Annotated in this window: 25 protein-coding genes, 1 tRNA gene and 1 pseudogene; 15 read left to right on the top strand and 12 right to left on the bottom strand. The window is 69.6% G+C overall.

The features are described 5' to 3' along the window. Positions 1-21: 21 nt before the first annotated feature. Genes JHL17_RS11935 through JHL17_RS11925 form a run of 3 tightly spaced genes read right to left on the bottom strand, consistent with a single transcriptional unit; the run spans position 22 to position 3,114 of the window. Positions 22-2,013, bottom strand: coding sequence for a methyl-accepting chemotaxis protein (locus tag JHL17_RS11935; protein WP_200193340.1), 1,992 nt, complete (start codon positions 2,011-2,013; stop codon positions 22-24). A gap of 40 nt (positions 2,014-2,053) precedes the next feature. Further along, on the bottom strand, positions 2,054-2,722 hold the full coding sequence (locus tag JHL17_RS11930) for a chemotaxis protein CheC (RefSeq protein WP_345773788.1): 669 nt from the start codon (positions 2,720-2,722) through the stop codon (positions 2,054-2,056). Continuing rightward, complete coding sequence (locus tag JHL17_RS11925; protein WP_200193338.1) at positions 2,719-3,114, bottom strand: response regulator transcription factor; 396 nt, start codon at positions 3,112-3,114, stop codon at positions 2,719-2,721. Before JHL17_RS11925 ends, JHL17_RS11930 begins: the two co-directional genes overlap by 4 nt. A 192-nt stretch (positions 3,115-3,306) precedes the next feature. Between JHL17_RS11925 and JHL17_RS11920 the strand changes: the two genes are divergently transcribed. Further along, positions 3,307-7,116 (top strand): tetratricopeptide repeat protein, encoded by a 3,810-nt coding sequence (locus JHL17_RS11920; RefSeq protein WP_200193336.1) that lies wholly within the window; start codon positions 3,307-3,309, stop codon positions 7,114-7,116. Here JHL17_RS11920 and JHL17_RS11915 read toward each other — a convergent pair. From JHL17_RS11915 to JHL17_RS11895, 5 genes are all read right to left on the bottom strand, one after another. Beyond that, a complete protein-coding gene (locus JHL17_RS11915; protein WP_200193334.1) occupies positions 7,088-7,879 on the bottom strand; it encodes a MetQ/NlpA family ABC transporter substrate-binding protein in 792 nt (263 codons plus the stop codon). The genes JHL17_RS11920 and JHL17_RS11915 overlap by 29 nt on opposite strands. Before the next feature lie 40 nt (positions 7,880-7,919). Then, positions 7,920-8,588 carry a methionine ABC transporter permease gene (locus tag JHL17_RS11910; RefSeq protein ID WP_200193332.1) on the bottom strand — a complete coding sequence of 223 codons (669 nt, stop codon included), beginning with the start codon at positions 8,586-8,588 and terminating at the stop codon, positions 7,920-7,922. Beyond that, positions 8,566-9,618 carry a methionine ABC transporter ATP-binding protein gene (locus JHL17_RS11905; RefSeq protein ID WP_200193330.1) on the bottom strand — a complete coding sequence of 351 codons (1,053 nt, stop codon included), beginning with the start codon at positions 9,616-9,618 and terminating at the stop codon, positions 8,566-8,568. Before JHL17_RS11905 ends, JHL17_RS11910 begins: the two co-directional genes overlap by 23 nt. Positions 9,619-9,662: 44 nt before the next feature. Next, positions 9,663-10,442: a MetQ/NlpA family ABC transporter substrate-binding protein gene (locus JHL17_RS11900; protein WP_200193328.1), complete on the bottom strand. Its 780-nt coding sequence runs from the start codon at positions 10,440-10,442 to the stop codon at positions 9,663-9,665. Between the two features lie 63 nt (positions 10,443-10,505). Continuing rightward, positions 10,506-10,706, bottom strand: a complete 201-nt coding sequence (locus JHL17_RS11895; RefSeq protein WP_045583820.1) for a hypothetical protein — start codon at positions 10,704-10,706, stop codon at positions 10,506-10,508. Positions 10,707-11,225: 519 nt separating this feature from the next. Between JHL17_RS11895 and hisG the strand changes: the two genes are divergently transcribed. From hisG to JHL17_RS11875, 4 genes are read left to right on the top strand one after another with little or no spacing between them, the layout of a single operon-like run. Continuing rightward, a complete protein-coding gene (gene hisG / locus JHL17_RS11890) occupies positions 11,226-11,936 on the top strand; it encodes an ATP phosphoribosyltransferase (protein ID WP_425599602.1) in 711 nt (236 codons plus the stop codon). Beyond that, positions 11,920-13,224: a histidinol dehydrogenase gene (hisD, locus tag JHL17_RS11885; protein ID WP_200193326.1), complete on the top strand. Its 1,305-nt coding sequence runs from the start codon at positions 11,920-11,922 to the stop codon at positions 13,222-13,224. The genes hisG and hisD overlap by 17 nt, the downstream gene beginning before the upstream one ends. A gap of 37 nt (positions 13,225-13,261) precedes the next feature. Continuing rightward, positions 13,262-13,747, top strand: a complete 486-nt coding sequence (locus tag JHL17_RS11880) for a UPF0262 family protein (protein ID WP_200193324.1) — start codon at positions 13,262-13,264, stop codon at positions 13,745-13,747. Positions 13,748-13,762: 15 nt separating this feature from the next. Continuing rightward, positions 13,763-14,236 carry an arsenate-mycothiol transferase ArsC gene (locus tag JHL17_RS11875; RefSeq protein WP_200193322.1) on the top strand — a complete coding sequence of 158 codons (474 nt, stop codon included), beginning with the start codon at positions 13,763-13,765 and terminating at the stop codon, positions 14,234-14,236. Between the two features lie 31 nt (positions 14,237-14,267). Here JHL17_RS11875 and JHL17_RS11870 read toward each other — a convergent pair whose 3' ends face one another. Continuing rightward, positions 14,268-15,482 (bottom strand): PepSY-associated TM helix domain-containing protein, encoded by a 1,215-nt coding sequence (locus JHL17_RS11870; RefSeq protein WP_200193320.1) that lies wholly within the window; start codon positions 15,480-15,482, stop codon positions 14,268-14,270. A gap of 328 nt (positions 15,483-15,810) precedes the next feature. On the opposite strand from JHL17_RS11870, the gene JHL17_RS11865 reads away from it, so the two are divergent. From JHL17_RS11865 to JHL17_RS11835, 7 genes are all read left to right on the top strand, one after another. Further along, entirely contained in the window at positions 15,811-18,135 is a 2,325-nt protein-coding gene (locus JHL17_RS11865) for a hybrid sensor histidine kinase/response regulator (RefSeq protein ID WP_247893484.1), read from the top strand. A 112-nt stretch (positions 18,136-18,247) separates the two neighbouring features. Next, entirely contained in the window at positions 18,248-19,435 is a 1,188-nt protein-coding gene (locus tag JHL17_RS11860; RefSeq protein ID WP_200193317.1) for a lysozyme family protein, read from the top strand. 168 nt (positions 19,436-19,603) lie between these two features. After that, the gene (infA, locus tag JHL17_RS11855) at positions 19,604-19,822 is read left to right on the top strand and encodes a translation initiation factor IF-1 (protein ID WP_012977999.1); all 219 of its coding nucleotides are present in this window, start codon (positions 19,604-19,606) and stop codon (positions 19,820-19,822) included. A 25-nt stretch (positions 19,823-19,847) separates the two neighbouring features. Next, positions 19,848-20,483 (top strand): Maf family nucleotide pyrophosphatase, encoded by a 636-nt coding sequence (locus JHL17_RS11850; protein WP_200193315.1) that lies wholly within the window; start codon positions 19,848-19,850, stop codon positions 20,481-20,483. Beyond that, entirely contained in the window at positions 20,480-21,739 is a 1,260-nt protein-coding gene (locus tag JHL17_RS11845) for a ribonuclease E/G (protein WP_200193313.1), read from the top strand. Before JHL17_RS11850 ends, JHL17_RS11845 begins: the two co-directional genes overlap by 4 nt. A gap of 29 nt (positions 21,740-21,768) precedes the next feature. Next, positions 21,769-22,014 carry a DNA gyrase inhibitor YacG gene (locus JHL17_RS11840; protein WP_200193311.1) on the top strand — a complete coding sequence of 82 codons (246 nt, stop codon included), beginning with the start codon at positions 21,769-21,771 and terminating at the stop codon, positions 22,012-22,014. Between the two features lie 117 nt (positions 22,015-22,131). Then, a tRNA-Phe gene (locus JHL17_RS11835) sits at positions 22,132-22,207 on the top strand. Between the two features lie 65 nt (positions 22,208-22,272). On the opposite strand, the gene JHL17_RS11830 is transcribed toward JHL17_RS11835, so the two are convergent. Both JHL17_RS11830 and JHL17_RS11825 read right to left on the bottom strand, forming a co-directional pair. Then, positions 22,273-22,467 (bottom strand): hypothetical protein, encoded by a 195-nt coding sequence (locus tag JHL17_RS11830; RefSeq protein ID WP_200193309.1) that lies wholly within the window; start codon positions 22,465-22,467, stop codon positions 22,273-22,275. Between the two features lie 18 nt (positions 22,468-22,485). Next, entirely contained in the window at positions 22,486-22,677 is a 192-nt protein-coding gene (locus JHL17_RS11825) for a hypothetical protein (RefSeq protein WP_200193307.1), read from the bottom strand. Between the two features lie 355 nt (positions 22,678-23,032). Between JHL17_RS11825 and JHL17_RS11820 the strand changes: the two genes are divergently transcribed. From JHL17_RS11820 to JHL17_RS37015, 3 genes and pseudogenes are all read left to right on the top strand, one after another. After that, entirely contained in the window at positions 23,033-23,320 is a 288-nt protein-coding gene (locus JHL17_RS11820) for a type II toxin-antitoxin system TacA family antitoxin (RefSeq protein WP_200193305.1), read from the top strand. Between the two features lie 41 nt (positions 23,321-23,361). Further along, the gene (locus JHL17_RS11815; protein WP_211113395.1) at positions 23,362-23,835 is read left to right on the top strand and encodes a GNAT family N-acetyltransferase; all 474 of its coding nucleotides are present in this window, start codon (positions 23,362-23,364) and stop codon (positions 23,833-23,835) included. A gap of 396 nt (positions 23,836-24,231) precedes the next feature. Further along, positions 24,232-24,676: pseudogene (locus JHL17_RS37015) on the top strand (IS701 family transposase); the annotation flags it as partial. Between the two features lie 180 nt (positions 24,677-24,856). Here the strand turns inward: JHL17_RS37015 and JHL17_RS36815 are convergent. Next, the coding region (locus JHL17_RS36815) for a hypothetical protein (protein WP_211113408.1) at positions 24,857-25,081 on the bottom strand (225 nt) is incomplete at its 5' end.

Here is a 25,081-nt window from a genome sequence, read left to right as displayed (position 1 = left end):
CGGGGTCCCCGGCCACGGCGGTCAAGCCGCGCCCAGCAGGCTGTCGGCCATCGCCGCGATCTCCTCGATCGCCGACGCCAGTTCCTCGGCCCCCTTCGCCTGTTCGCGGGCGGCCTTGGCCGCTTCGGAAGCGGCGAGGTTGGCCGCGGCGGCGGCGGTGGCCACCTGCTCCACCCCGACGCGGGTCTCCCGCAGGGCGGCGGTGGTTTCGGTGGCGGCCTCCAGGATCTCGCGCCCCCCGGCTGTGACCACCCGCAGCTCCTGCGCGCCCGCGGTCAGGGTGACGCCGAAGGCGCGGTGTCGCGCGATCTCCGTCACCGCGGTCGCGGACACGTCGTCGATGTCGCGGCGCACCCGCTGCATCTGGTCCTGGATGTCGCGGACGATGTCCTTCACCCGCTCGGCACTCTCGGCGCTGTCGCCGGCCAGCTTGCGGATGTCGCCGCTGACCACGGTGAAGCCGCGGCCGAACTCGCCCGCCCGCGCCGCTTCGATGGAACCGCTGACCGCCAGCATGCCGGTCTGGATGGCGACCGTGGCGATGGCGTCCACCACCTTGTCGATGCGCCGGCCGATCCGCTCCAGCGCATCCAGCCGCTCACCGGCCTTGCGGGAGGACTCCACCGCTTCCAGCATGCCGTCGGCCAACCGGCCGATGGTCTCGCGGGTCTCGCCCAGCAGCGCCTCCATCGAGCCGCAGCGCTCCACCGACTCCCCGGCCCGGCCGGCAGCCAGCGTCGCGGCGGCGTCGATCTCCGAGATGGCGGAAGCGAGTTGGTGGGTGGCCGCACTCTGGGACTGCGCCCCGGCGGAGATCTGTCCGATGGCGGTCATGATCTGCGCCGCCCCCCGGTTGATCTCCTCGATGGCCGCCGACAGCTCCTCGGCGGCGGACGCCAACTCGTCGGCGGTGGCGGCGAGGTCGGCGGTGCCCTCCAGATCCTCGGCCAGTTCGGACAGCTGGCCGGCGGCGCGCTGGCTCTGGTTCAGGGCGAGGGCCTGTTCGCCGGCGGTCCTCAAAGCCTCCTCGGCGGCGGCGGACTGCTCCTCGGCACTGGCGGCGATGGTTTCCGCCCCGCGCAGGGCCTCGCGGGCGGCCTGGTCGGCCTCCACGGCGGCCCGGATCGTCTCCTGCGCGCCCTGGACGATGGTCGACATGTCCGACCGCACGCCCTCCAGCTGCCGGACGATCTTGCGCCCGCGCTCCACCTCCGCCTTGGCGGCGTCGGAGGAGGCGACGATGCCGGCGGCGATGGCGGCCACCGCGTCCTGGATCTCCGCGACCATCGCCTGGATGTCGTTGGCGCTGCGCTCCGACCGCTCCGCCAGGGACTGCACCTCGTCGGCGACGACGGCGAAGCCTTTTCCAACCTCCCCGGCCCGCGCCGCCTCGATGGCGGCGTTCAGCGCCAGCAGGTTGGTCTGGTCGGCGATGGCGGCGACGCTCTGCACGATGGCGCCGATCTCCTGCGCCTGGGCCTCCAGGTCGCGCACCAGCCCCACCGACGCCTCCTGCCGTTCGGCGGCGCGGACGATGCCGTCGACGGAAGACAGGATCTGGCCGCTGACGTCCTTCAGGGTGGCCTGCAGCGCTTCGACCCGCAGCACCGCCTGCTCCGCCGTGACGCGCGAGCGGGTCAGCAGTTCCGACGCGCGGCCGATCATGCGTTGCGACTGCTGGGTGGCGCTGGCCGATTCCTCGGCCCCGCTGGCGATCTGCTCCATCGCCCGGCGCAGCTCCTCCGCCGCGGAGGCCGCCTGGGTGACGCCGCTGGCCAGTTCGACGGCGGCGGCGGCGATGCCGCTGGCAGCCTGCCGGCGCCGTGAATCCGCCCGCGCCCGGCGGCGCTGCGGCGCGTTCGGCGTTTCGGCCGCCGGTCCCGGAGCGGGATCGCCGACGGTGGCAATGGCGGTCTCGTTTCCGGCAGCGGACCGTTCGGGACCGGCGGCGGCGCCGGGCTTGGGCCGGGTGCTGCTTGCCGTGTCGATCCTGGTCTTCTTGATGAGTGCCATGGTCCTTACCCGCCTTTCCAGCCGGTTCTTCTTGATGCCTTCACGCCACCAGCCGCCCGATATAGCGGCCGAGCGTCGCCTGCAGCGCCCCGGCGGAGTCGGTGTCGAGCAGCAGGACCATCCGTCCCCCCACCGCAGCCCCGCCGCCGCCCGGCAGGGTGGTGCGCAGGTCGACGTGGAACAGCACCGCGGCCCCCTCCGCATCGTCCGCGGCGCCTTCAGTCCCCACCGGTCCGGCGCAGCCCTGCAGGATTTCCGCCGCACGGCCACGGGACACCGCCGGCAGGCCGGTCTCGACCGGCTCGCCCAGCAGGTTCGCCACCAGCGCCAGCGCACTGTTCAGCACGACGTTGCCCAGCTCCGCCAGGACTTCGTCCTCCATCTCGGACGCGTCCTCGGCCGACACATCGGGCGGCAGGGCGGCGCGCACCAGGACCATGCTGCCGGCCTGGGGGAAGACCAGCAGGGCGCATCCGGCGAAAAGGCCGCCCAGCTTTTCCGAAATGCCCACCAGCGGCGGCGACAGCGCCCGGTCCAGCAGCCCGGCCACATCGGCCGGCGGCACCATCTCCACCGACGGAACCGACAGGGTCACCAGTCCGCCCAGCATACGACCGAGCGCGGTCGATGCCCTGCCGATACCGATGTTGCCCAGTTCGGCCAGCGCGTCGCGCTCCAGCTCGCTCAGCATGGGGACGGAGGAGGTCACTCCTGCGGAGCCTGGGTGGGTCGGCGCGGCGGCAGGGCGGTGGAGTTCAGGAAACGGGCGACCTGATCCTCCTCCAGCGGCTTGGGCATGAAGGCGGCACCGACCGCGCGGATGCCGGACACCACCGCGTCCTGGGCGTTGGCGGTGATGATCGCGATGTGGACGTTGGGATGACTCCGGCGCAGCTTGGTCGCGGTTTCCACGCCATTGTCGCCGGGCATGTTGTAGTCGATGATCGCGACATCGACCGGCGTGTCCTGCAACGTCTTGAAGAGTTCGTCGCCGTTCGCCGCCTCGACCACCGACCAGTCGGGTTTGTTGCGCAAGACCATTGCCCGCACATGCATCCGCGAAAGCTTGCTGTCGTCGACGATGATTGCAGTCTTACTCAAGATATAGGCCTTTTGGATGGAAATCGACCGGCGAAGCCGAATTGAGCGCAAGTATACAGAATGAAGGGGGCCACGCCAGTCCCGATAATCATTCCCAGGGTTTCGCCTGATCTGGCGGGATTTAGCAGTCCTGTCGTCCGCCCGACTCATGCTATCGAAACGGCACGTCTTTTTCGATCCGGCTCCCGCCCCATGCCGCCCTCCGCAGCACCCGCCCGACTGGCCGCCCTCCTGCGCGAGGCCTTGGCCCACCATCGCGCCGGTGACCTGGAAAAGGCGGAGCGCAGCTATCGCGCCCTGCTGGCGGCCGACGGCGGGCATGCCGACGCGCTGCATCTGCTGGGCGTGCTGCACCACCAGCGCGGCCTCGACGACGAGGCCGTCCGGCTGATCGGCCGGGCCGTCGCCCGGCGCCCCGGCATGGCGGAGCAGCACGCCAACCTCGGCCTCGCCCTCCATGCGCTGGGTAGGCTGGACGAGGCGGAGGCGGAATACCGCCGGGCGCTCGCCCTGCGCGAGGCCTATCCGGAGGCGCACAACAGCCTGGGCAGTATCCTGCAGGAGCGGGACCGGCTGGCGGAGGCCGCCGTCCATTACCGGCGCGCGCTGGATCTGGATGCCGGCTATGCGGAGGCCTGGGCCAATCTCGGCACGCTGCTGCGGGCGCGGGACGCGTATGGCGAGGCGGAGACGGCGTTGCGCCATGCCCTGCGGCTCGACCCCGGCCATGCCACCGCCCTGACCAATCTCGGCGTCGTGCTGAAGGAGACCGGCCGCATCGCCGAGGCCGAGGCGGCGCATCTGGAGGCCCTGCGCCTCGCCTCCGGCGATGCCGAGACGATGGTGAACCTCGCCCTGCTGCGCGAGGCGCAGGGCCGCGGCGACGAGGCGGAGGCACTGTACGGGCAGGCGCTGGTCCACGCTCCCGGCTTTGCGCTTGCCCGCTGGAACCTTGCCCTGCGGCTGCTGGGCCGGGGCCGGCTGTGCGAGGGATGGGACGGGTACGAGGCGCGCTTCGCCTCCCGCCGCGTGTCGGCCGGCCGCAACTTCGCCCTGCCGGCCTGGGACGGCGGGCTTGGCCGGCGCGTCCTGGTCTGGCGCGAGCAGGGGCTGGGCGACGAGTTGATGTTCGGCACCGCCCTGCCCGACCTCGCGGCGCGGCTGGGGCCGGAGCGGATGGTCGTCGAAGTCGATTCCCGCCTGACCGGGCTGGTCGGCCGTGCCCTGCCCGGCATCACGGTCCGGGGGCAGACGGCCGGTCCGACCGACGCGGACGCCCATCTGCCGATGGGATCGCTGCCCCGGCTGCTGCGGCCGGCGCTGGCCGACTTCCCCGCCCGCCCATCCTGGCTGGCGCCCGATCCGGCGCGGCTGGCGGACTGGCGGAAGCGGCTGACGGCCCTGGGGCCGGGCCTGCTGGTCGGCATCTGCTGGGGCAGCCAGAATGTGCTGGGCGAGCGCAAGGCCTCCTACACCGAACTGGCCGACTGGGCGCCGCTGCTGACCCTGCCCGGCCTGATCCCGGTCACCCTGCAATATGACGGGAGGGAGGCGGAGATCGCCGCGGTCGAAGCGAAGCTCGGCCTGCCCATCCACCGCTGGCCGGACACCGACCTGAGGGACGACCTGGAAGGCGTGGCGGCGCTGATCGCCAGCCTCGATCTCGTGGTGACGGTGGCAAGTTCGGTCGGCGAGATGGCCGGCGCGCTGGGGGTGCCGGTCTGGCGCTTCGGCCCGTCCGGCGACTGGACGGCGCTGGGCAGCGGGGTGCGGCCCTGGTTCCCGTCGATGCGGCTGTGGAATGCGAGGCCGGGCGAGCGCTTGCCCGGCGTGCTGACCCGCATGGCCGCAGACCTCCGCCGGCTGGTTCCTGCCCCGCCTATGCCCGCCCTGCCTCTGCCCACCCCGCCTCTGGAAGAGTGGCTGACCGAGGCGCGCGCGCTGCAGGAATCCGGACGATGGCCGGAGGCGGAAAAGGCCTATCAGCGCATCCTGGACCGGGGCGGCGAGGTGCCGGCGGCGCTGGAGGGCTATGCGCTGCTCGGCCATCGGGCCGGCCGTCCCGACATCGCCGCCACCCTGCTGACCCGCGCCATTGCGGTGGAGGCGACCGCCGACCGCCACAAGCGCCGCGCACTCGTCCGCCAGGAGATGGGCGAACTGGCCGAGGCCGAGGCCGACTGGCAGGCCGCCGCGTCCCTCGCCCCCGATGACGTGGAGGCGCTCGGCAATCTCGGCGCCCTGCGCCTGTCGCGCGGCGCGGCGGCCGAAGCGGCGGAGGCGACCGGCACGGCACTGGCCTTCGCTCCTTTCCACCCCGGGCTGTGGACCAACGCCGGGCTGGCACGGCAGGCCATGGGCGGCGAGGGCCTGCCGTTCTTCCGGCGGGCGCTCGCCCTCGACCCTACCCTGGCGGAGGCCTGGACCGCCCTGTCGGCCGAGGCCCTGCGCGACTCCACCCACGCGGTCGAAGCGGAGCTTGCGGCGGGCCGCGCCCTGCGCCTGAGGCCCGGCGACGCGGCGGCGATCGGCAATCTGGGACTGGCGGCCCTGGCGCTCGACCGGCCGGCCGAGGCGGTCGGGCATCTGCGCTCGGCGATCCTGGGCCGTCCGGGCGATCTCGCCACGCTCGGCAATCTCGCCTTGGCACTGGAACGGGCCGGTGACGCAGCCGCCGGGCTGGCATGGTGGCGGGTGATCCTGTTCGCCCCCGGAACCGGGGCCGGCTGGGCCGGGCTGGCCGACCTGCGGCAGCGGCAGGGCCGGCTCGACGCTGCGCTGAAGGGCTGGAGCCGGGCGCTGGCGCTGGAGCCCGGGCGGGCCGCGTGGCGCTACAACCAAGGCAACGCCCTGCACGCCGCCGGCCGGCCGGCCGAGGCCGATGCGGCCTATCGGCAGGCGGTGGCGGACGACCCGACCCTGACGCTCGCCGCCTTCAACCGCGGCTATGCGGCGCTGGCGCGCGGTGATCTTTCCGCCGGATGGACCGGGCTGGAGGCGCGCTTCGCCGCCGGGCGGGCGTTGCCCGACCGCCGGTTCCGCATCCCGGCCTGGGACGGCGGCGACCTGACCGGAAAGACGGTGCTGGTCTGGCGGGAACAGGGGGTGGGGGACGAGCTGATGTTCAGCGCCTGCTACGCCGACCTGATCGCGCGCGCCGGGCGGGTCATCATAGAGTGCGAGCCGCGGCTGGTGGACCTGTTCGCGCGGTCCTTCCCAAAGGCGACGGTCCGCGCGGCGACGGAGGATCCGGTCGATGCGGATTGCCACGTCCCGGCGGGGTCACTGCCGTCGCGGCTGGGCTGGGCGTTGGGCGGCTTTCCGACGCGGGAGGGATGGCTGTGGGCGGACGACGCGGCGGTGGAGCGGTGGCGGGGGTGGTTGGCTCGCCTATCCGGAGACACTTGCCCCCACCCCCTCCCTCGCCCGCTGGGCGAGGGAGGGGGATCGAGTGCTTTTTCGGGAGAGTGGCGGCAGTCCCTCCTCCGCCCAGCGGGGGAGGATAGGTGGGGGTCCAACTCCGCATTTAATATAGGCTTCTGCTGGCGCAGCAGCCTGCGCAGCGCGTCGCGCGACGCCAACTACGCCGCGCTGACCGGCTGGGCGCCGATCCTCACCCTGCCGGGCCTGCGTCTGATCAACCTTCAATATGACGATTGCGAAGGCGAACTCGCCGACGCCGAACGGCGCTTGGGCATCGCCATCCACCGCCCGCCGCTCGACTTGAAGAACGACCTCGACGGTGCCGCCGCACTGACCGCGGCGCTGGATCTGGTGGTCTCCGCCGGAACGTCGGTGGCGGAGATGGCCGGTGCGCTGGGAGTGCCGGTCTGGCGGATCGGGCCGGCGGGGGACTGGACGGCGCTCGGCACCGGCTGCCGGCCCTGGTATCCGTCGATGCGGCTGTTCAGCCCGCGGCCGGGCGAGACGCTCGGCGACGCGCTGGGCGCCGCCGGACGTGCTCTCGACAGCCTCAGAACGCGGGAACGACGGCGTTCTTGAACTTGGTGAGGATGAACTCCTTCACCTCGGGGCTGTTGTAGGCCTTCACCAGCTTGGCGACCCAGGGCTTGTCCTTGTCGGCCTTGCGGACGACGATGACGTTGGCATAGGGGCTGTCCGCCGCTTCCCGCGCGATGGCGTCCTTGACCGGGTCGATGCCGGCCTCCAGCGCGAAGTTGGTGTTGATGGCGGCGGCGGTCACGTCGTCGAGCGAGCGCGGCAGCTGGGCGGCGTCCAGCTCGACGATCTCCAGCTTCTTCGGGTTCTCGACGATGTCGATCGGCGAGGCCTTCAAATTGCCGCCGTCCTTCAGCTTGATCAGGCCCTTGGCCTGCAGCAGCAGCAGGACGCGGCCGCCGTTGGTCGGGTCGTTGGGGATGGCGAACTTGGCCCCGGATGGCAGCTCCTCCAGGCTCTTGACCTTCTTGGAATAGATGCCGATCGGATAGACCACCGTCTTGCCGACGCTGACCAGATCGAAGCCGCGATCCTTCACCTGATTGTCCAGATAGGGCTGGTGCTGGAAGCTGTTGGCGTCCAGGTCGCCGCCGGCCAGCGCCTGGTTCGGGATGACGTAGTCGGTGAATTCCAGGATCTGGATGTCGAGCCCGTCCTTGGCGGCGACGGGCTTCACCGCTTCCAGGATCTGGGCATGCGGACCGGCGGTGACGCCGACCTTGATCGTCTCGGCAGAGGCCGCGAAAGCGACGGCCATCGTGGCGGCGCCGGCCAGCAGTGAAGCCAGCGAACGGAAGCGCAGCATCTCGAACACTCCTCGGATTTTTGGGGTCAGGATTTCGGGGTCAGGATTTCAGATTGCGTTTGTTGACGCGGCGGGCGATCAGGTCGCCCGTCGACTGGACGATCTGCACCAGCACGATCAGCACGATCACCACCGCCAGCATCACGTCGGGCAGGAAGCGCTGGTAGCCGTAGCGGATGCCGAGATCGCCCAAGCCCCCGCCGCCGACAGCACCCACCATGGCGGAATAGCCGACGAGGCTGACCGCCGACAGGGTCAGGCCGGCGACGATGCCCGGCAGGGCTTCCGGCAGCAGAACCTTGCGGATGATCTGGAACGGCGTGGCGCCCATCGCCTGCGCCGCCTCGACCAGCCCGCGGTCGACCTCGCGCACCGCGTTTTCGACGACGCGGGCGATGAAGGGGGCGGCGGCGACGGTCAGCGGCACGATGGCGGCGTTGGTGCCGATCGAGGTGCCGGCGATCAGCCGGGTGAAGGGGATGATCGCCACCACCAGGATGATGAAGGGGGTGGAGCGGGTCATGTTGACCACCGCCCCCATCGCCTTGTTGAAGGCGAAGTTCTGCAGCAGCTCGCCCCGGCCGGTGACGGCCAGCAGCACGCCGATCGGCAGCCCGATCAGCGTCCCGATGGCGCCCGACACCGCCACCATGTGCAGCGTGTCGAGCAGCCCCTTGATCAGCAGGTCAATGATTTGCGGGGAGAGCATGGCCCAACACCTCGACGCCCAGATTGTTCTCTTTGACCAGCGCGATGGCGGCGTCGACCCTGGCCGGATCGCCCAGCGCCTCCACCACCAGCGTGCCGAAGGGCGCGCCCTGGATCTCGTCGATCTGGCCGTGCCAGATGTTCAGGTCCAGGTCCAGACGGCGGCTGATGGCGCTGATGACCGGGGTGGTCGCCTTCGCGCCGGTGAAGGTGATGCGCAGCACCGGGTTGCTGCCCGGCCCCGGCTGGTGCGACAACCGGTCGCGCAGGCTGTCGGGAATGCCGCGGTTGATGACGGGATCGACGAAGCTACGGGTGGTCGGGTGCTTCGGATGGGCGAAGATGTCGAAGACCGGCCCCTGTTCGATCACCCGGCCGTTCTCCATCACCGCCACCTTGTGGCAGATCTCCTTGATCACCGCGATCTCGTGGGTGATCAGGACGATGGTCAGGCCGAGCCGCCGGTTGATGTCGGCCAGCAGATGCAGGATCTGGGTCGTCGTCTCCGGGTCGAGCGCCGAGGTCGCCTCGTCCGACAGCAGCACCTTCGGCTTGCTGGCCAGCGCGCGGGCGATGCCGACGCGCTGCTTCTGCCCGCCCGACAGTTCCGCCGGATAGCGGTCGCGCTTGTCGGCCAGCCCGACGAGGTCGAGCAGCGGCTCCACCGTCCGGCCGATCTCCGCCTTCGCCATGCCAGCCAGTTCCAGCGGCAGCGCCACATTGTCGAAGACGGTGCGCGAGGACAGCAGGTTGAAGTGCTGGAAGATCATGCCGATGGAATGGCGGGCCTTGCGCAGCTCCGCCGCCGACAGGGCGGTCATCTCCACCCCGTCCACCTTGACGCTGCCCGCGGTCGGGCTTTCCAGCAGGTTGACCGTGCGCAGCAGGGTGGACTTGCCGGCACCGGAGCGGCCGATGATCCCGAAGACTTCGCCGCGTCCGATGGACAGGTCGATGTCCGCCAGCGCGTGGACCGGATCCCCGCCGCCACGCGCGGCATAGGTCTTACGAATGTTTGTTAGCGTTATCATCTTTTATTCGGCAAAAGGGGACGTCCAGCGTCCCCCCAGCCCCCTCACCAGGTCGGAATGATGGAACCGTTGAAGCGCGTTTCGACAAACTGCCGCACTTCGGGCGAACGATACAGCGCAATGAAGCGCTTGATCGTCGGGTCTTCCATGCGGTCCTTGCGGACCGCCCAGACCAGGTTCCATTTCGACTGGTCGTCCTCCAGCACCAGCGCCTTCTTCGGCTCCAGCCCGGCCAGCACGGCATAGTTGAGGGTGATGACCGACGCATCCACGTCGTCGAGCGAGCGCGGAAGCTGGGCGGCGTCCAGTTCCACCAGCTTGATGCCCTTCGGATTGACGACGTCGGCGATGGTGGTGTTCAGGCCGGCGCCCTCCTTCAGGCCGATCACCCCGGCCTTGGCCAGCAGGAACAGGGCGCGGGCGCCGTTGGTCGGGTCGTTGGGGATCGACACCGAAGCGCCCGGCTTCAGGTCGGCCAGCGCCTTGACCTTGCCGCTGTAGACGCCCATCGGCACCACGACGCTCTTGGCGACGGAAACGATGTCGTAGCCGCGCTGCTTCACCTGGTTGTCCAGGAAGGGCTGGTGCTGGAAGTTGTTGGCGTCGATGTCGCCGGCCTGGAGCGCGGCGTTCGGCATGTTCCAGTCGGTGAACTCGATCACCTGCGCTTCGATGCCCTCCTTGGCGGCCAGCTTGGCGGTGAATTCCAGGATCTCGCCATAGGGACCGGCCGACACGCCCAGCTTCAGCGGGGCGGCATATGCGGAGGCGGCGGAGGCGAGCAGGCCGGCGGCGACGGCCACCGACATCAGGATGCGCTTCATGGGGGCTTTCCTCGGGTTTCCTGGCAGCGGCTTTTTTGGGCAGCAGGGTTTCTTGATGGGGCGTCAGCGGCGGCGGGTGTCGGGCAGCCGGCTGTAATGCTGGTGGGCGGCGCGCTGGGCCTGTCCGACATTGCGGAAGACGCGGCGGTCGAGATCGCGGAAAGCCCAATCGGACACGAAGAAGGTGAAGCCGCCGCGCTCGGCGACGACGATGCCGGCGGAGCGGCCCTGGACTTCGATGGCGTAGGCGTTGGCGTGGGACATGGCAAGCTACTCCCCTCGGCGCGGCAAGCCCTCGACGATGCGGGGCGGCGGCGCGGGTGCGTTCAGGACTGGCGGATGAGCGGGGTGGGCGCTGTGTCTTGGAGCCGCGAACTCAGCGGCAACACAGGCCCGGACGCATCATGCAGGCCGGGAAAGCGGTCCGAAGCACGGAGGGGGGAGCGGAAACTCGCGAGGTCATTCCGGTCTCTCCTTCTTGAAGAGGTCCACGACCGGTATCGTGGCGCTTTAGCGTTTGGTGACGCGGCGCAAGCTGCAGAAGTCAAATTGCCGCGGGATGCCCCGGCGGGGCGTCCATGGGTTTTATCTACTCTTTCGATGGAGTTTGGTCAAACGCATTTTTGCCGCTTGTGTGGAATTCCTCATTGAGCAAAATCATCTCGTAGAATCTGCCCGGCGCGACAGCGACAGGTGACGGGCGCGCGGAATGTGCTATCAATCGCCTCGATGGTTCATCCGGGGCATGCACAGCGTCCCGGCGAGCGATGCGAGGAGAGTGTTTTGTCCGCCGATACCAGCGCCCTGGGCTTGCCGGCCGCCGAGGTTCCTGTCGACGACCAGCTCGTGCTGGCCCTGCCCAAGGGCCGCATCCTGAAGGAGCTGCGCCCGCTGCTGTCCCATGCCGGCATCCATCCGGAGCCGGCCTTCGACGACGACAGGAGCCGGCTCCTGCGCTTCGCCACCAACGTGCCGAACCTCAGCATCATCCGCGTCCGCTCCTTCGACGTGGCGACCTTCGTCGCCTTCGGCGCCGCCCATCTCGGCGTGGCGGGCAACGACGTGCTGATGGAGTTCGACTATCCCGAGATCTACGCGCCGCTCGACCTCGGCATCGGCGCCTGCCGCCTGTCGGTCGCCGAACCGGCCGAGATGATGGAGGGCGACGATCCGTCGCGCTGGAGCCATGTCCGCGTCGCCACCAAATACCCGGAGGTGACCAAGCGCCACTTCGCCGCCCGCGGCGTCCAGGCCGAATGCGTCAAGCTGAACGGCGCGATGGAGCTGGCGCCGACTCTGGGCCTGTGCCGCCGCATCGTCGATCTGGTCTCCACCGGCTCGACCCTGCAGGCCAACGGGCTGGTGGAGGTGGAGCATATCGCCGACGTCACCTCGCGCCTGATCGTCAACCGCGCCGCCTTCAAGACGCGGACGGCCGAGATTTCTCAGTGGATCGACAAGTTCCGGGAGGCGGTGAATGCCCGTCAGGCTTGATATTCGCGACGCGGGCTTCGCCGCCGGGTTCGAGGCTCTGCTGCACGCCAAGCGCGAAGCCAGCGAGGATGTCCAGACGCTGGTCGCCGGGGTCATCGATCAGGTGCGCACGCGCGGCGACGACGCCCTGATCGACTACACCGCCCGCTGGGACCGCCTGACCCTGACGCCCGGGACCCTGCGGATCGGCCGCGAGGAGATCGATGCCGCGACGGCCAAATGCTCGGCGGAGACGCTGGAGGCGTTGGACCTCGCCGCCGCGCGGATCGAGGACTTCCACCGCCGCCAGATCCCGGAGGTCACCGACTACCGCGACGCCGCCGGCGTGCGGCTGGGCGCCCGCTGGACGGCGGTCGGCGCCGTCGGCCTCTATGTGCCGGGCGGCACCGCCTCCTACCCGTCCTCGGTGCTGATGAACGCCCTGCCGGCCAAGGTGGCGGGCGTCGAGCGCGTCGTCATGGTGGTGCCGACGCCGGACGGGTCGATCAACCCGCTGGTGCTGGCCGCCGCCAAGCGCTGCGGCATCGACGAGATCTACCGCATCGGCGGCGCCCAGGCGGTCGCGGCGCTGGCCCACGGCACGGCGACGATCCGGCCGGTCGACAAGATCGTCGGCCCCGGCAACGCCTTCGTCGCCGCCGCCAAGCGGCAGGTCTACGGCCTCGTCGGCATCGACAGCATCGCCGGCCCGTCGGAGATCCTGGTGGTGGCCGACGGCCGCAACGACCCGGCCTGGATCGCCATGGACCTGCTGTCGCAGGCGGAGCACGACACCTCGGCCCAGTCGATCCTGATCACCGACGATGCCGCCTTCGCCGACGCGGTGGCCACGGCGGTGGACAAGCATCTGGAGACGTTGCCGCGCACGGCCATCGCTGGCGAAAGCTGGCGGGAGCATGGCGCCATCGTGCTGGTCGGCGACCTGACCGCGGACGCCCCTGCCCTGGTCGACCGGCTGGCGCCGGAGCATCTGGAACTGGCGGTGGAGGATCCGGACGCGCTGGCGGCACGGATCCGCAATGCCGGCGCCATCTTCCTCGGCCGCTACACGCCGGAGGCGATCGGCGATTACGTCGCCGGCCCCAACCATGTGCTGCCGACGGCGCGCAGCGCCCGCTTCTCCTCCGGCCTCAACGTGCTGGACTTCATGAAGCGGACGACCTTCGTCGCCTGCGACGCCGACAGCCTGCGGGCCATCGGCCCGGCGGCGGTGACGCTGGCGATGGCCGAGGGGCTGGAGGCGCATGCGCGCTCCGTCGCCCAGCGGCTGCCGGGTTACAAAGACTGAAGGTCGCAAAGACTGGAATTGCGGGGGGAGGCGGGGCGTGACGACGGCAAAGGGCAAGCGGCGCATCACCCATGTGACGCTCGACGAGCGGAGTGTCGTCCGCCACAAGCCGGAGGTCGAGCATGAGCGCGCCGTCGCCATCTTCGACCTGCTGGAGGACAACGAGTTCTGCCCCTGCGACTTCGCGGAGGACGGGCCGTACCACCTGCACCTGTCGATCGAGGACAACCGGCTGGTCTTCGACATCCGGCGGGAGGACAGCAGCGAACTCGACCGGCTGATGCTGCCGATCACCGGTTTCCGCTCGATCGTCCGCGATTACTTCCTGATCTGCGAGAGCTATTACGCCGCCATCAAGCGGTCGACGCCCTCGCAGATCGAGGCCATCGACATGGGCCGCCGCGGCCTGCACAACGAGGGGTCCGAGATGCTGCGCGAACGGTTGGCCGGCAAGGTGGAGATGGACCTGCAGACCGCGCGCCGGCTGTTCACGCTGATCTGCGTCCTGCACATCCGCAACTGACGGCACGGGCGGCGCATGGCCATGGCGGCGACCCCCGTCCTCACCCCCCTGCCGGTGACGAGCGTCCTGTTCGCCTGCACCTACAACATGATCCGTTCGCCGATGGCGGCGGCGATGATGCGCCATTACCACGGCGCCCGCGTCTACGTGGATTCGGTCGGCGTCCGCGACGGCGACGAGGTCGATCCCTTCGCCGTCGCGGTGATGGAGGAGATCGGCATCGACCTGTCCAAGCACCGCTGCCGCACCTTCGAGGATCTGGAAGACACCAACTTCGACCTGATCGTCTCGCTGTCGCCGGAGGCGCAGCACCGCGCCATCGAGATGACCCGCACCATGGCCTGCGACGTGGAGTTCTGGAATACCTTCGACCCGACCCTGGTCGACGGCAGCCGCGACGCCATGCTGGAGGCCTACCGCCAGGTCCGTGACGGCCTGTTGGCCAAGCTGAAGCAGCGCTTCCCGCTGACGCGCGGGCCGACGGTCTGATCCCGGCGGCCATCCTCGCTCGCTGCGGGTGTCATGCTGCGGCGCGCACCGGCCGCGTCCGCTTCTTCTGGCGCCAGCGCAGCGCGCCGGTGGCCAGCAGCAGAACCGGCAGCAGGCCGGCCGCCGCCACCAGGATGCGGCAGCACAGGCCGAAGCACTCGCCGTTGTGCAACGGATGCTGCCAGCCGAAGAAGGCGTCTCCGGCAGTCCAGCGGGCGGGATCGCGCAGGTCCAGGATCGTACCGTCGCCGCCATTCACCCAGACGCTGGTCTTGGGAAAGCGCCAGCCGGGTTCGCCGGCCTGGAACAAGCGGATGTGATAGGCGCCGCCGGCCTTGCCCGGCACCTCGACCCAGCGCGGTTCGGCCTGCGGAAAGCGGGCCAGCGCCGCGGCCAGGGCGGCGTCGGCCCCGACCACCGCCCCGTCCCGGGCCGCGGCGAGGTCGGGCGGCGCGGTCATCGGCGACAGCAGCTCCACCACCGGCTTCACCCAGTCCGGCTGCTCCATGACGACCCCCGTGACGATCAGGGGCAGCAGGACGACGAGGCCGTAGACCCCGGCCAGCACATGGACGTCGAACACCTGCCGGACGAAGCCGGAGCGCAGGCGGGGCCGCAGCGCCCGGCCCCATTTCCCGGCCGCCGGCCACCACAGATAGACCCCGCTGGCGAGGATCAGCAGGCTGCCGATCCCGCCCAGCGTCAGCACCGTCCGGCCGCCGTCGCCGGCCAGCAGCAGGTAATGCAGGTCGTAGATCCAGGTCATCGCCGTCCGGCCCCAAAAGCGCGAGGACAGCACCTCGCCGTTGTACGGGTTCACCGCGACCATCAGGGGGGCGAAGGCCTTGTCCGCCGTCTCCTGCGGCTTCATGTAGCGGGCCATGATCGGATGGCCCGCCCCCTGGGGAAGCTCCAGCCGCCAGCCGCCGCCGCGGGCCGGATGGGCGTCGCGCAGCGCCTGCACGACCCGCTCCAACGGCACCGGACCGCTCTGCACGGCTTCCGGGCCGGCCCCTTGCCCGGCCGGCACCACCAGTTCCGGCGTCAGCATGCGGTCGATCTCCACATAGAAGACCAGCAGGCTGCCGGTGAGCGCCGTCAGGGCCAGCAGCGCGCCCACGGCCAGCCCCAGCGTCAGGTGCAGCAGCAGAACGAACCGGCGCACCCGCTGTCGCAAGACGCCCGGACCGATGCGGGAAACGATGCCCGGAGCCCGGCCGGCCGATCCCCTGCCTGTCGATCCCATGCCTGTCGATCTTGCGGCCGGCCGTGCCGGAGTGATCCTGTGGGCGCCTTGGCTGTGCATCGGGAGGGTCCTGACGGCTGGTCGGTGCGATGCCGGAACCATCCCGGACGCAAGCGCCGCCGGCCTTGACGGACGTCAAATGCCCCGGTGGGCGGGAGCGACGCCACACGGGATGGTCGGTAATAAATTTGGCATTCTGCAACTTATCGCGCCGCGCCTGTTCACAGCGCGTCCCGGCAAATGCTATTGAGGTGTGTCATCGCAACGCATCGCGTGCCGCTCTAGGTTCGGAAACGCCGACGAACACCCCGCGGAGAGCCCTCCATCCATGCCCGCCGGTCCGATGTCCCGCCTGCTCCGCGCCTTCAGCCCGCGCAGCCTGCGCGCGCGCCTGATGGGGGTGGTGCTGGCCTCGCTGGCGCTGCCGCTGGTGGGCGCGCTCTACCTTGCCGACCAGCAGCTCGACGACCATATCGGCGCCGCCCGTGAACTGGCCCTGCATCTGGCGGACGACGGGGTGCAGCGCCAGCAGGACCTGATCGGCGAGGCGCGCAACCTTCTGGGCGTGCTGTCGCTGGTGCCGGCGATCCGCAACGCCACGCCGACCGACACCGACGCCTGCGTCGCCACCCTGGCGCCGATGCCGCGCCAGCACCGCTGGACCACCGGCGTCTGGCTGGCCGACGCCGACGGCAACATCATCTGCGACACCACCGGCCCCGGCGCCGGCATCTCGCTCAAGGAGCGCGAGTATTTCCAGCGCGTGCTGGACACCAGGAGCTGGGTGGTCAGCGAGTTCATCATCGGCAAGCGCTCGCTGAAGCCGCTGCTCATCGTCGCCAGCCCGATCATCGAGGATGGCCGGATCGTCCGCGTGATGGGCGTGGCGGTGGACCTGACCTGGCTGACCGACCTGGTGAAGGTGTTGAAGCAGCCGGACGCCCGGGTGATGGTGCTGGACCACCATGGCGTGATCGTCGCCCGCCAGCCCGACCCGGAAGGCTGGCTGAACCGCAATATCGGCCAGATGCCGCATGTCCGGCGGATGCTGACGGAGAAGGACGGCACGCTGGATGCCGAAAGCGCCGATGGCCGCGACCGGCTGTGGGCCTTCCGCCATTCCGACGAGACCGACACCGTCTTCGCGGTCGGCATGCCGACCGGCCCTATCATCGCGGAGGCCCGGCGCGACCTGTGGCAGAGCCTGGGCCTGCTGGCCATCGCCGCGCTGGTCAGCGTCACCGCGCTGTGGGTGCTGCTGCGCGCCTCCGTCCTGCGCTGGGTCTGGGAGCTGGGCAGCGCGGCGACGCGGATCGGCGACGGCGGCGGCGGCACGATGATCGAGGCGGACCGCGCCCCGCACGAGTTCCGCGTCGTCTCCCACGCCTTCAACAACATGTCGCGCCGCCTGAAGCAGCGCGAGCAGGAGCTGCGCTCCGCCATGGAGGAGGCGCGGGCCGGCAGCCGCGCCAAGGAGGAATTCCTCGCCACCATGAGCCACGAGATCCGCACGCCGATGAACGGCGTGATCGGGTTCGCGGAGATGCTGCTGGAGACCCCGCTGACCGCCGAGCAGCGCCGCTACGCCTCGCAGGTGCGCGATGCCGGACGCTCGCTGCTGACGGTCATCAACGACGTGCTCGACCTGTCGAAGCTGGAGGCCGGGCGGCTCGATCTGGTCAGCGTGCCGTTCCGGCTGGACGATCTGGCCGACCGCTGCGTCGCCATCGTCCGTCTGGCCGCGGAGCAGAAGGGGCTGGAGATCCAGACCAGCATCTCCGCCACCGCCCGCGGCTTCGTCATGGGCGACCCCGACCGGCTGCGCCAGATCCTGCTGAATCTGCTGAGCAATGCGGTGAAATTCACCGACCGCGGCTCGGTCCGGCTGACGGTGAAGGCGGTCGAGGAGGAGGGCGCCAGGGCTGGCGCCAAGCCGGGGGGGCGCCGCATCTGCACCTTCACCGTCACCGACACCGGGATCGGCATCGCCCCCGACCGGCAGCGCGACCTGTTCCAGCGCTTCACCCAGCTGGAACGCGGGCGCGGCGGCACCGGGCTGGGATTGGCGATCTGCCGCCGGCTGGTGGAGCTGATGGGCGGCGAGATCGGCATGGAAAGCCAAGCCGGCGGCAGCACCTTCTGGTTCTCGCTGCCGCTGCTGCCCGCCGGCAGCGCCGCGGTCCAGGCCGACGGCGGCGGCCTGTCCGCCGGCGAGCCGCGCAGCGCCGGTGTGCGCCTCCTGCTGGCGGAGGATCTGGCGATGAACCGCGACCTGGCGGTGACCATGCTGACCAAGGCCGGCCACCATGTCGATGCGGTGGAGGACGGTGCCGCCGCACTGGCGGCGGTGCAGGAACATGTCTACGACCTCGTGCTGATGGACGTGCAGATGCCGGTGATGGACGGGCTGGAGGCCACCCGCCGCATCCGCGCCCTGCCCGGCCCGGTGGGCCGCATCCCGATCCTGGCCCTGTCGGCCGGCGTGATGCAGGTCGAGGTCGAACGCTGCCTGCAGGCCGGCATGAACGCCCATCTGGCCAAGCCGCTGGACAAGGCCAAGCTGCTGGCCGCCATCGGCCGCTGGGCTCCCGCCGCACCCCCGGAAGACGGCAGGGATGGTGGGGCGCGTCCGCAGTTGATCGCGCACAGCTGACGAGTCGGTGCTATAGTGCCCGCACCCTCCCGGCGACGCTCACGCCCGTGATGCGTGGACGGGCGGGCCTTTCTCCCGGCAGGCTCGGCCGGTCCGCAGCGAAGTGTGTGCCATGAAGGTTGCGCAGCCCCCTCTCGCCCCCGTTCCGGAGCGCAAGCCCGATGCTTCCCCGTCGCTGGCCGATGGCGGCAACGGCGAATCTTCCTTCCGCGACACGCTGGTCCGGACCGACCGGACGGGCTCCGGCACCGTGCCGGTCGGCCGGCCCGCCAACAGCCAGATGGCCAACGGCCAGAAGGCGCCGCCCCTGCCGGCCGCGAAGCCGCCGGCTCCGATCCTGCTCGCCGACGGCACCCAGGTTCCCCTGCCCGCCGCCAAGCCGGTCACCCCGATCCGGCTGGCCGACGGCACCACCGTGCCGTTGCCCGCCGCCAAGCCACCCGCCACGCCGGAGACGCCGGTCCTGCTGGCGGAGGCCGCCCCGCCCCGCGCGCCGCTGCCCGGGCTGAAGCCGGCGGCGCCGGCCGTAACGCAAGGTATGGCGCAAGCCCCTGTCCCAAGCTCGAAAAAGGTGGCGGAGGCGGTGAAGGCGGTGACCTCCGACGATCCGACCGCGACGCGGGTGCTGGTCGCCTCGCAGCAGGTCGCCGGCCTGTCGGGCCACAGCTTCACCGCCATCCTGGCCCAGGCCACCCAGGAAAGCGGGCTGGACAGCGCCGCCAAGAACAGCCGCAGCTCTGCCGCCGGCCCGTTCCAGTTCCTGGAATCGACCTGGCTCGACCTGTTCCGCCGCCATGGCGCCGCCTATGGCCAGGGGGATCTCGCCTCGCAGATCCAGGTCCGCAACGGCGTGTCGAGCGTCATGGACCCGGCGGTCCGCCGCCAGATCCTGGAACTGCGCCATGACGTCGACCTGTCGGCCGGCATGGCCGCCCGCTATCTGGCCGAAGGGCGCGAGGCGCTGGAGAAGCGGCTGGGCCGCGGCGCCAGCGAATCGGAAAGCCGCATGGCCTATGTTCTGGGGTCGGGCGGCGCGGCGAAGCTGATTCGTGCCGCCGAATCGACGCCGGGCGCCGTCGCCGCCGACCTGTTGCCCAGCGCCGCGGCGGCCAATCACAATCTTTTCCACGACCGGTCCAGCGGCCGCGCCCTGACCGCGGCGGAAACGGTGGGCCGCCTGACCCGCCGCATGGAGATCGACCAGCGCGAGATGTTCGCGGCGATCGGCAGGGCGATGGACCAGCCGCGCCGCCTGGAAGAAGGCGGTACATCGCCGCTCAACCCCTATCAGTCGGTCTGACGCGGCAAGGCCAGTGGGAGGTCCGGCCGGCATTTTCGCCACACAACGCGGGGCTGCCCCGCGCGGACCGCTGCGGCCGAACGCATCGGCGGTGGGAATCCCCCTTGACCCGGCGGCCTTGGAAGGTCAGTTATTGCCGCGAAACTATTAGGACGGACATAAGGGCCTATGGCAAAGGAAGATCTGATCGAGTTTTCCGGGACCGTCGTCGAATTGCTTCCGAACGCGATGTTCCGGGTGAAGCTCGACAACGATCACGAGGTTCTGGCGCACACCTCCGGCAAGATGCGTAAGAACCGGATTCGTGTCCTGGCGGGCGACCGCGTCAATGTGGAAATGACGCCGTACGACCTGACCAAGGGCCGCATCACCTTCCGGTTCAAGTAGCATCCTTGCTGCATCGCGGTTCCCCGTGACGACCCCGCCCAAGGCGCCCCGGCTGGTGCTGGCTTCGGCCTCGCCCCGCCGGCTCGACCTGCTGCGCCAGATCGGCATCGTGCCCGACGCGGTCGATCCGGCCGATCTCGACGAAACGCCGCTGCGCGACGAACTCCCGCCCCAGCACGCCCTGCGTCTGGCGGCGGAGAAGGCGTCGTGCGTCGCCGCGCGCCATCCCGACTCGTGGATTCTCGCCGCCGACACCGTGGTCGCCTGCGGCCGCCGCATCCTGCCCAAGGCCGAACGGGAGGAGGAGGCGCGGCGCTGCCTGTCCCTGCTGTCCGGCCGGCGTCACCGGGTGATTGGCGGCATCGTCCTGCTGGTCCCCGGCACGGAGCAGGAGGGGGGCGGCCACCGCAGGATCGACCGGTTGGTCCGCACCGACGTCACCTTCAAGGTGCTCGACCGGTCGGAAACCGACGCCTACATCGCGTCCGGCGAATGGCAGGGCAAGGCCGGCGGCTATGCCATCCAGGGCCGGGCGGGGGCGCTGGTGCGCTGGATCGGCGGCTCCTACAGCAACGTCGTCGGGCTTTCCCTGCACGAGGTCGCCGGCATGCTGCACGGCGCCGGCTTCCCTCCCGCTCCCCCTTCCCCCTCCGCTCCATGAGCAGGCTCGAGCTGCTGGTCGACCGCGACGGTCCGCTGACGCGGGCGGCGGTGCTGGCCGACGGCCGCCTGACCGACCTGCACATCGACCACGCCGACCGCCCGTCGCTGCTGGGCGCCGTCATCCTCGGCCGGGTGGAGCGGATCGCCACCGGCCTGAACGGCGCCTTCGTCGATCTTGGTGACGGCCTGAGTGGCGGCCTCTCGGGCCTGCTGCCGGCCGCCGACGTGCGCCGCCCCGTCCTCGACGACGACGCCCCCCATTCCCGCCCTCATTCCCATTCCAACCGGCCGGGCGCCAAGCCGGCGCCGATCGGCGCCCTGCTGCGCACCGGCCAGCCGGTCCTGGTGCAGGTGAAGGCCGACGCCACCGGGTCCAAGGGTCCGTCGCTGACGATGGACATCACCCTGCCCGGCCGTTTCCTGGTGCATGCCCCGCTCGGCCGCGACATCGCGGTGTCGAAGCGCCTCGGCTCCGGCCCGGAGCGCGCCGCGCTGGCCCAGCGCATCGAACAGCTCGTCACCGGCGCCGGCTGGATCCTACGCGCCGGGGCGGCCCGGATGCCCGACGAGCTGCTGGCCGCCGAGTCGGAGGCGCTGCACCTGCAATGGCGCGCCATCCGCGACGACGCCCGCGCCGGCGCCGCCCCGCGCCTGCTGCATCCCGGCCCCGATGCCCCGACCCGCGCCCTGATCGAACAGGGCGCCGCCGTCCCCGCCGCCATCCTGGTCGACGACCCGGCCCCGGCCGGCGGGATCAGAATCGGCGACGGGCTGCTGCTGTCGGGCTTGCGCGACTGGTGCGGCCGCCACGCCCCCGACCTGCTGCCGCGGCTGGGCGCCCACAGGGAGTCGCAGCGCCTGTTCGACCTGCGCGACCTCGACGGCGCCATCGCCGAGCTTCTCGACGTCCGGGTGCCGCTGCCGCTCGGCGGCTCGCTGGTGATCGAGCGGACGGAGGCGCTGACGGTGGTCGACGTCAATGCCGGCGAGCGCGGCAACCCGCTGGAGGTCAACCTCGACGCCGCGGCGGAGATCGCCCGCCAGCTTCGCCTGCGCAACGTCGGCGGCATCGTGGTGGTGGATTTCGTCAACATGCGCAGCCGCGGCGACGCCGAGCGCGTGCTGGCCGCCCTGTCGCAGGCGGTGGAAAGCGACCCGGTCCAGACCCAAGTTTACGGCATGTCCAAACTGGGCTTGGTCGAACTGACCCGCGCCCGCCGCGGCACGCCGCTGGCAGCCCTGCTGCGGCCCTGACCGCCTACAGTCCGTACGGAGGATTTTCCTTGTCCGATCCCCAATCCCCCGGCGCCCCGCAGCGCCCGCAAACCCATGCCGCGGCCCATGCCGGCGCCAAGGCGGCATCCGACTGCCCGATCTGCGGCCGGCCGACCGAACCGGCCACCCGCCCCTTCTGTTCCAAGCGCTGCGCCGACATCGACCTGTCGCGCTGGCTGGGCGGCGTCTACCGCATCGAAGGCCCGGAAAGCCCAGGCAATCCGGGCGGATCCGACCCCGACGACGGGCTGTGAGAGGGGGCTGAATTTTTTTGAATTTTCCTCTGGACAGCCCGTCCGAACCTCTCTAAAAAGCGCCCCACACGACGCGCCGCACCGACCGAAACGGTCACCCACCAAGCGGCGCCGGATGCCCAGGTAGCTCAGTTGGTAGAGCAGGGGACTGAAAATCCCCGTGTCGGCGGTTCGACTCCGTCCCTGGGCACCATTCTCCCTCTTTTAAAATCAATGGGTTGGACATTGGAGGCGAAGCCACTTAGGCTTTTACGCCTGTTATGCTGTGTCCGCTCGAACCCGCAGAAGTCCTAGCCCGCCCGAACGCGCCCACATGGGAAAGGGGCTTGCGGTCCATGATTGGGCCGTCTGCTTCAAGCTCTTGATCACGAGCTGCGTCAAGCTACGCACCTCCGACACCACGGTCTTCACATCCTCGGCGATCCGTTCGTTCTGCTGGACGATGGCCGTCATGCTGGCCGATGTCTCCGCCTACGCCTGGGCGGTGACCCGCAGGGCCTCCACCACCGTGGCGGCATCGGGGCCGGGCAGTGGATGTCGGGACCAAATCCAAAGGCCCATCACACCGCCGATCACCAGTAAAGCCGTGATCTGGGCGGCCGGCGACAGGATGGCGATGCGGGCGAGCGTATCGTCAACGTCGGGCAGCGACAGAGTGTCCATCGTGGCGAAGATTCAGAAACGACGAAGCCCCGCAACGGATTTCTCCGGCGGGGTTTCGGTCAGTGACACCTTGGGCGGTGCATGGCGTCAACGACTGCAGGGGAATCCTTTTCAAACCCTTAACCAATCGATTTTGCCGACTTGAACGATCATCATGTCTTCGAACCTCCTGCCGCCGCTACGAGTGCATCATCGACAACATGAACGCACGTTTTCCGGTAATGCATTGATAATGCTGCGTTCCAGCCCCTGCGAGTCCACACCGTGTTGACACTGTCCACACGAACGCCATATACGCAGTGTCAACACACCGGGCCGCGATCACCAGCGGCTCCCTTGCCTGGAGGCCGGGCGAATGCTGAGAAACCAAGATACGGACGCGCAATCCGTCACGATCAACATGCGGGTGCCGCCGAACAAGCGCGATGTGATCGACCGCGCCGCCAAGCTGGCTGGCAAGACTCGCACCGAGTTCGTCATCGAGGCCGCCTTCCACGCGGCTGAGGACGCCCTGCTGGACCAGCGGGTATTCTACCTGGACGACGCCAGCCACAAGCGGTTTCTGGAGATGCTGGACGAACCCGTCGGCGACATCGACCGGCTCCGCGCCCTGATGGCCGGGAAAGCCCCGTGGGAGAAGTGACGCCGCCTGGGCCTGAAGCCACCATCACCGGCCCGACTCCCTTGACCGAAGCCCACGATCTGGGCCGGTTCGATTCCGGTGTTCCGGTCCTGAATGACTGGCTTCGGAAACGGGCGCTAAAGAGCCACGTCTCCGGCGGATCGCGTGTGTTCGTGGTCTGCCAGGGGAACACCGTCATTGCCTATTACTGCCTTGCTATGGGCGCCATATTCCATGAACAAGCCACCGGAAAGGTCCGGCGGAACATGCCGGACCCGGTGCCGGTCGTGGTCCTGGGGCGGCTGGCGGTGGACCGGCACTGGTCCGGCAAGGGCCTCGGTTCGGCCCTGCTGCGGGACGCGGTGCGCAAGGCGCTGAAGGCGGCGGAACTGGCTGGGACACGCGCCATGCTGGTTCACGCCAAGGACGACACGGCCAAGGCGTTCTACCAAAGGCACGGCTTCACGCCGTCGCCCGTCGTTCCTCTCACGCTGATGGTGACGCTCGACGACCTGGAAAAGGCGATGGGCCGCTGAGCCACGACGGATTAGGATAACTCCATGCCTCTCCACTCACACCACCCGCCGATCAAGCCAACATAGCCCCGGCAGCGCTGCCCGCCGTTGGGCAGGGCGCACCGGGGCGTTGTGCTTGAGAGGCATGATGTTCAAGGACATGACGCGCGCCCGCCGTCGGCAGGATCGGGCGCGTATGGTGGCACGCGCGAGGCGGCTCTATCCCGATCAGGACGTACCCCAGCAACTCGCTGACAACTTGGCAGTCTGTAGCTGCTGGATGTGCGGTAATCCGCGGCGTTGGCATGGGGAGTTGACCATGCAGGAAATCCGGCGGGCCTCTCACGACCGCTATAGCGAATGAAACAGGAAGGGCCGCCCCCTACCGGGCGGCCCTTTCTCGTTCCGCCGGATTGTCGCACCGCCAAGGGCTACGTGCTCGTCGTTGCGAACACAGCCCAATTCAATTCCTGGGACAAACACGTGTGGTGGCGGGCACGGCCGAGACGACCGCGAACAGCTTGCCGGAGGGCGGCTGGCTCCGCCTCCCGGCCGGCGAAGGCACCAAGGGGCCGCGCCTGTTCGATTGGGCCTACCTGGAGTTGGCCGACCTCGATCCCGAGGAGCTCGGAGCGCCGCCCGGTTTGGGTATCTGGACTCGGTGCCTGCTGATCCGGTGCCGGCCCGGGTCGAAGGACGGCGCTGGGCGATCGAGGATGCCTTCGAGACGGCGAAGAATGAACTTGGGTTGGACCATCACGAGCCCCGGAGCTGGCACCGCCACATCTCGCTGGTCATGCTCGCCTTTGCCTTGCTCGCCGTGATCCGCCACAGGGCGGAGACGGTCTCCGCCCCCAAAAAACGATGCGCAAAGAAACCCCGCCATGGTCCGATGGTCGATGCAGGAGATCCGGCGTGTCGCCAACCGTCTGGCCCAGCGCCACATCGAACCTGCCTGCGTGATCGCATGGTCTGTATGGAGACGATGCCACCAAACTGTCACAAAGGACGCTCACATCAGGCAAAAGCTGCAACTGTAATTCTAGTAAAACTCCTGTAGAAATTCAAAATCAAACAATTCCAAGTGGTGTAAAATTCCTGCATCAGAGGTTCTATTCCATCCATGAACACAGCCCTCTTTTGAAGGCACAAGATTTGAATGGTGTGCTTCCGTCAAACCAACTGTCCGTACTCTCCCCACTTCGCCTAACGTATCAACATATCTCTGTGGACGTGCGGCAGGTTGCCTCGGGGTGAGGAAAACGCT

This window comes from Azospirillum endophyticum, from assembly GCF_016595245.1.
In the GTDB taxonomy this organism is placed as follows: Bacteria; Pseudomonadota; Alphaproteobacteria; order Azospirillales; family Azospirillaceae; genus Azospirillum; species Azospirillum endophyticum.
The sequence above is the reverse complement of the archived record's forward strand: the minus strand, read 5'-3'. Positions and strand labels throughout refer to the sequence as shown.

Coding starts and splice junctions, on each gene's coding strand:
- JHL17_RS11935 (WP_200193340.1), bottom strand. CDS start 2,013: ATGGCACTCATCAAGAAGACCAGGATCGACACGGCAAGCAGCACCCGG.
- JHL17_RS11845 (WP_200193313.1), top strand. CDS start 20,480: ATGAGCAGGCTCGAGCTGCTGGTCGACCGCGACGGTCCGCTGACGCGG.
- JHL17_RS11895 (WP_045583820.1), bottom strand. CDS start 10,706: ATGTCCCACGCCAACGCCTACGCCATCGAAGTCCAGGGCCGCTCCGCC.
- JHL17_RS11825 (WP_200193307.1), bottom strand. CDS start 22,677: ATGGACACTCTGTCGCTGCCCGACGTTGACGATACGCTCGCCCGCATC.
- JHL17_RS11830 (WP_200193309.1), bottom strand. CDS start 22,467: ATGACGGCCATCGTCCAGCAGAACGAACGGATCGCCGAGGATGTGAAG.
- infA (WP_012977999.1), top strand. CDS start 19,604: ATGGCAAAGGAAGATCTGATCGAGTTTTCCGGGACCGTCGTCGAATTG.
- JHL17_RS11910 (WP_200193332.1), bottom strand. CDS start 8,588: ATGCTCTCCCCGCAAATCATTGACCTGCTGATCAAGGGGCTGCTCGAC.
- hisD (WP_200193326.1), top strand. CDS start 11,920: ATGCCCGTCAGGCTTGATATTCGCGACGCGGGCTTCGCCGCCGGGTTC.
- JHL17_RS11865 (WP_247893484.1), top strand. CDS start 15,811: ATGCCCGCCGGTCCGATGTCCCGCCTGCTCCGCGCCTTCAGCCCGCGC.
- JHL17_RS11900 (WP_200193328.1), bottom strand. CDS start 10,442: ATGAAGCGCATCCTGATGTCGGTGGCCGTCGCCGCCGGCCTGCTCGCC.
- JHL17_RS11905 (WP_200193330.1), bottom strand. CDS start 9,618: ATGATAACGCTAACAAACATTCGTAAGACCTATGCCGCGCGTGGCGGC.
- JHL17_RS11820 (WP_200193305.1), top strand. CDS start 23,033: ATGCTGAGAAACCAAGATACGGACGCGCAATCCGTCACGATCAACATG.
- JHL17_RS11860 (WP_200193317.1), top strand. CDS start 18,248: ATGAAGGTTGCGCAGCCCCCTCTCGCCCCCGTTCCGGAGCGCAAGCCC.
- JHL17_RS11875 (WP_200193322.1), top strand. CDS start 13,763: ATGGCCATGGCGGCGACCCCCGTCCTCACCCCCCTGCCGGTGACGAGC.
- JHL17_RS11870 (WP_200193320.1), bottom strand. CDS start 15,482: ATGGGATCGACAGGCAGGGGATCGGCCGGCCGGGCTCCGGGCATCGTT.
- JHL17_RS11915 (WP_200193334.1), bottom strand. CDS start 7,879: ATGCTGCGCTTCCGTTCGCTGGCTTCACTGCTGGCCGGCGCCGCCACG.
- JHL17_RS11920 (WP_200193336.1), top strand. CDS start 3,307: ATGCCGCCCTCCGCAGCACCCGCCCGACTGGCCGCCCTCCTGCGCGAG.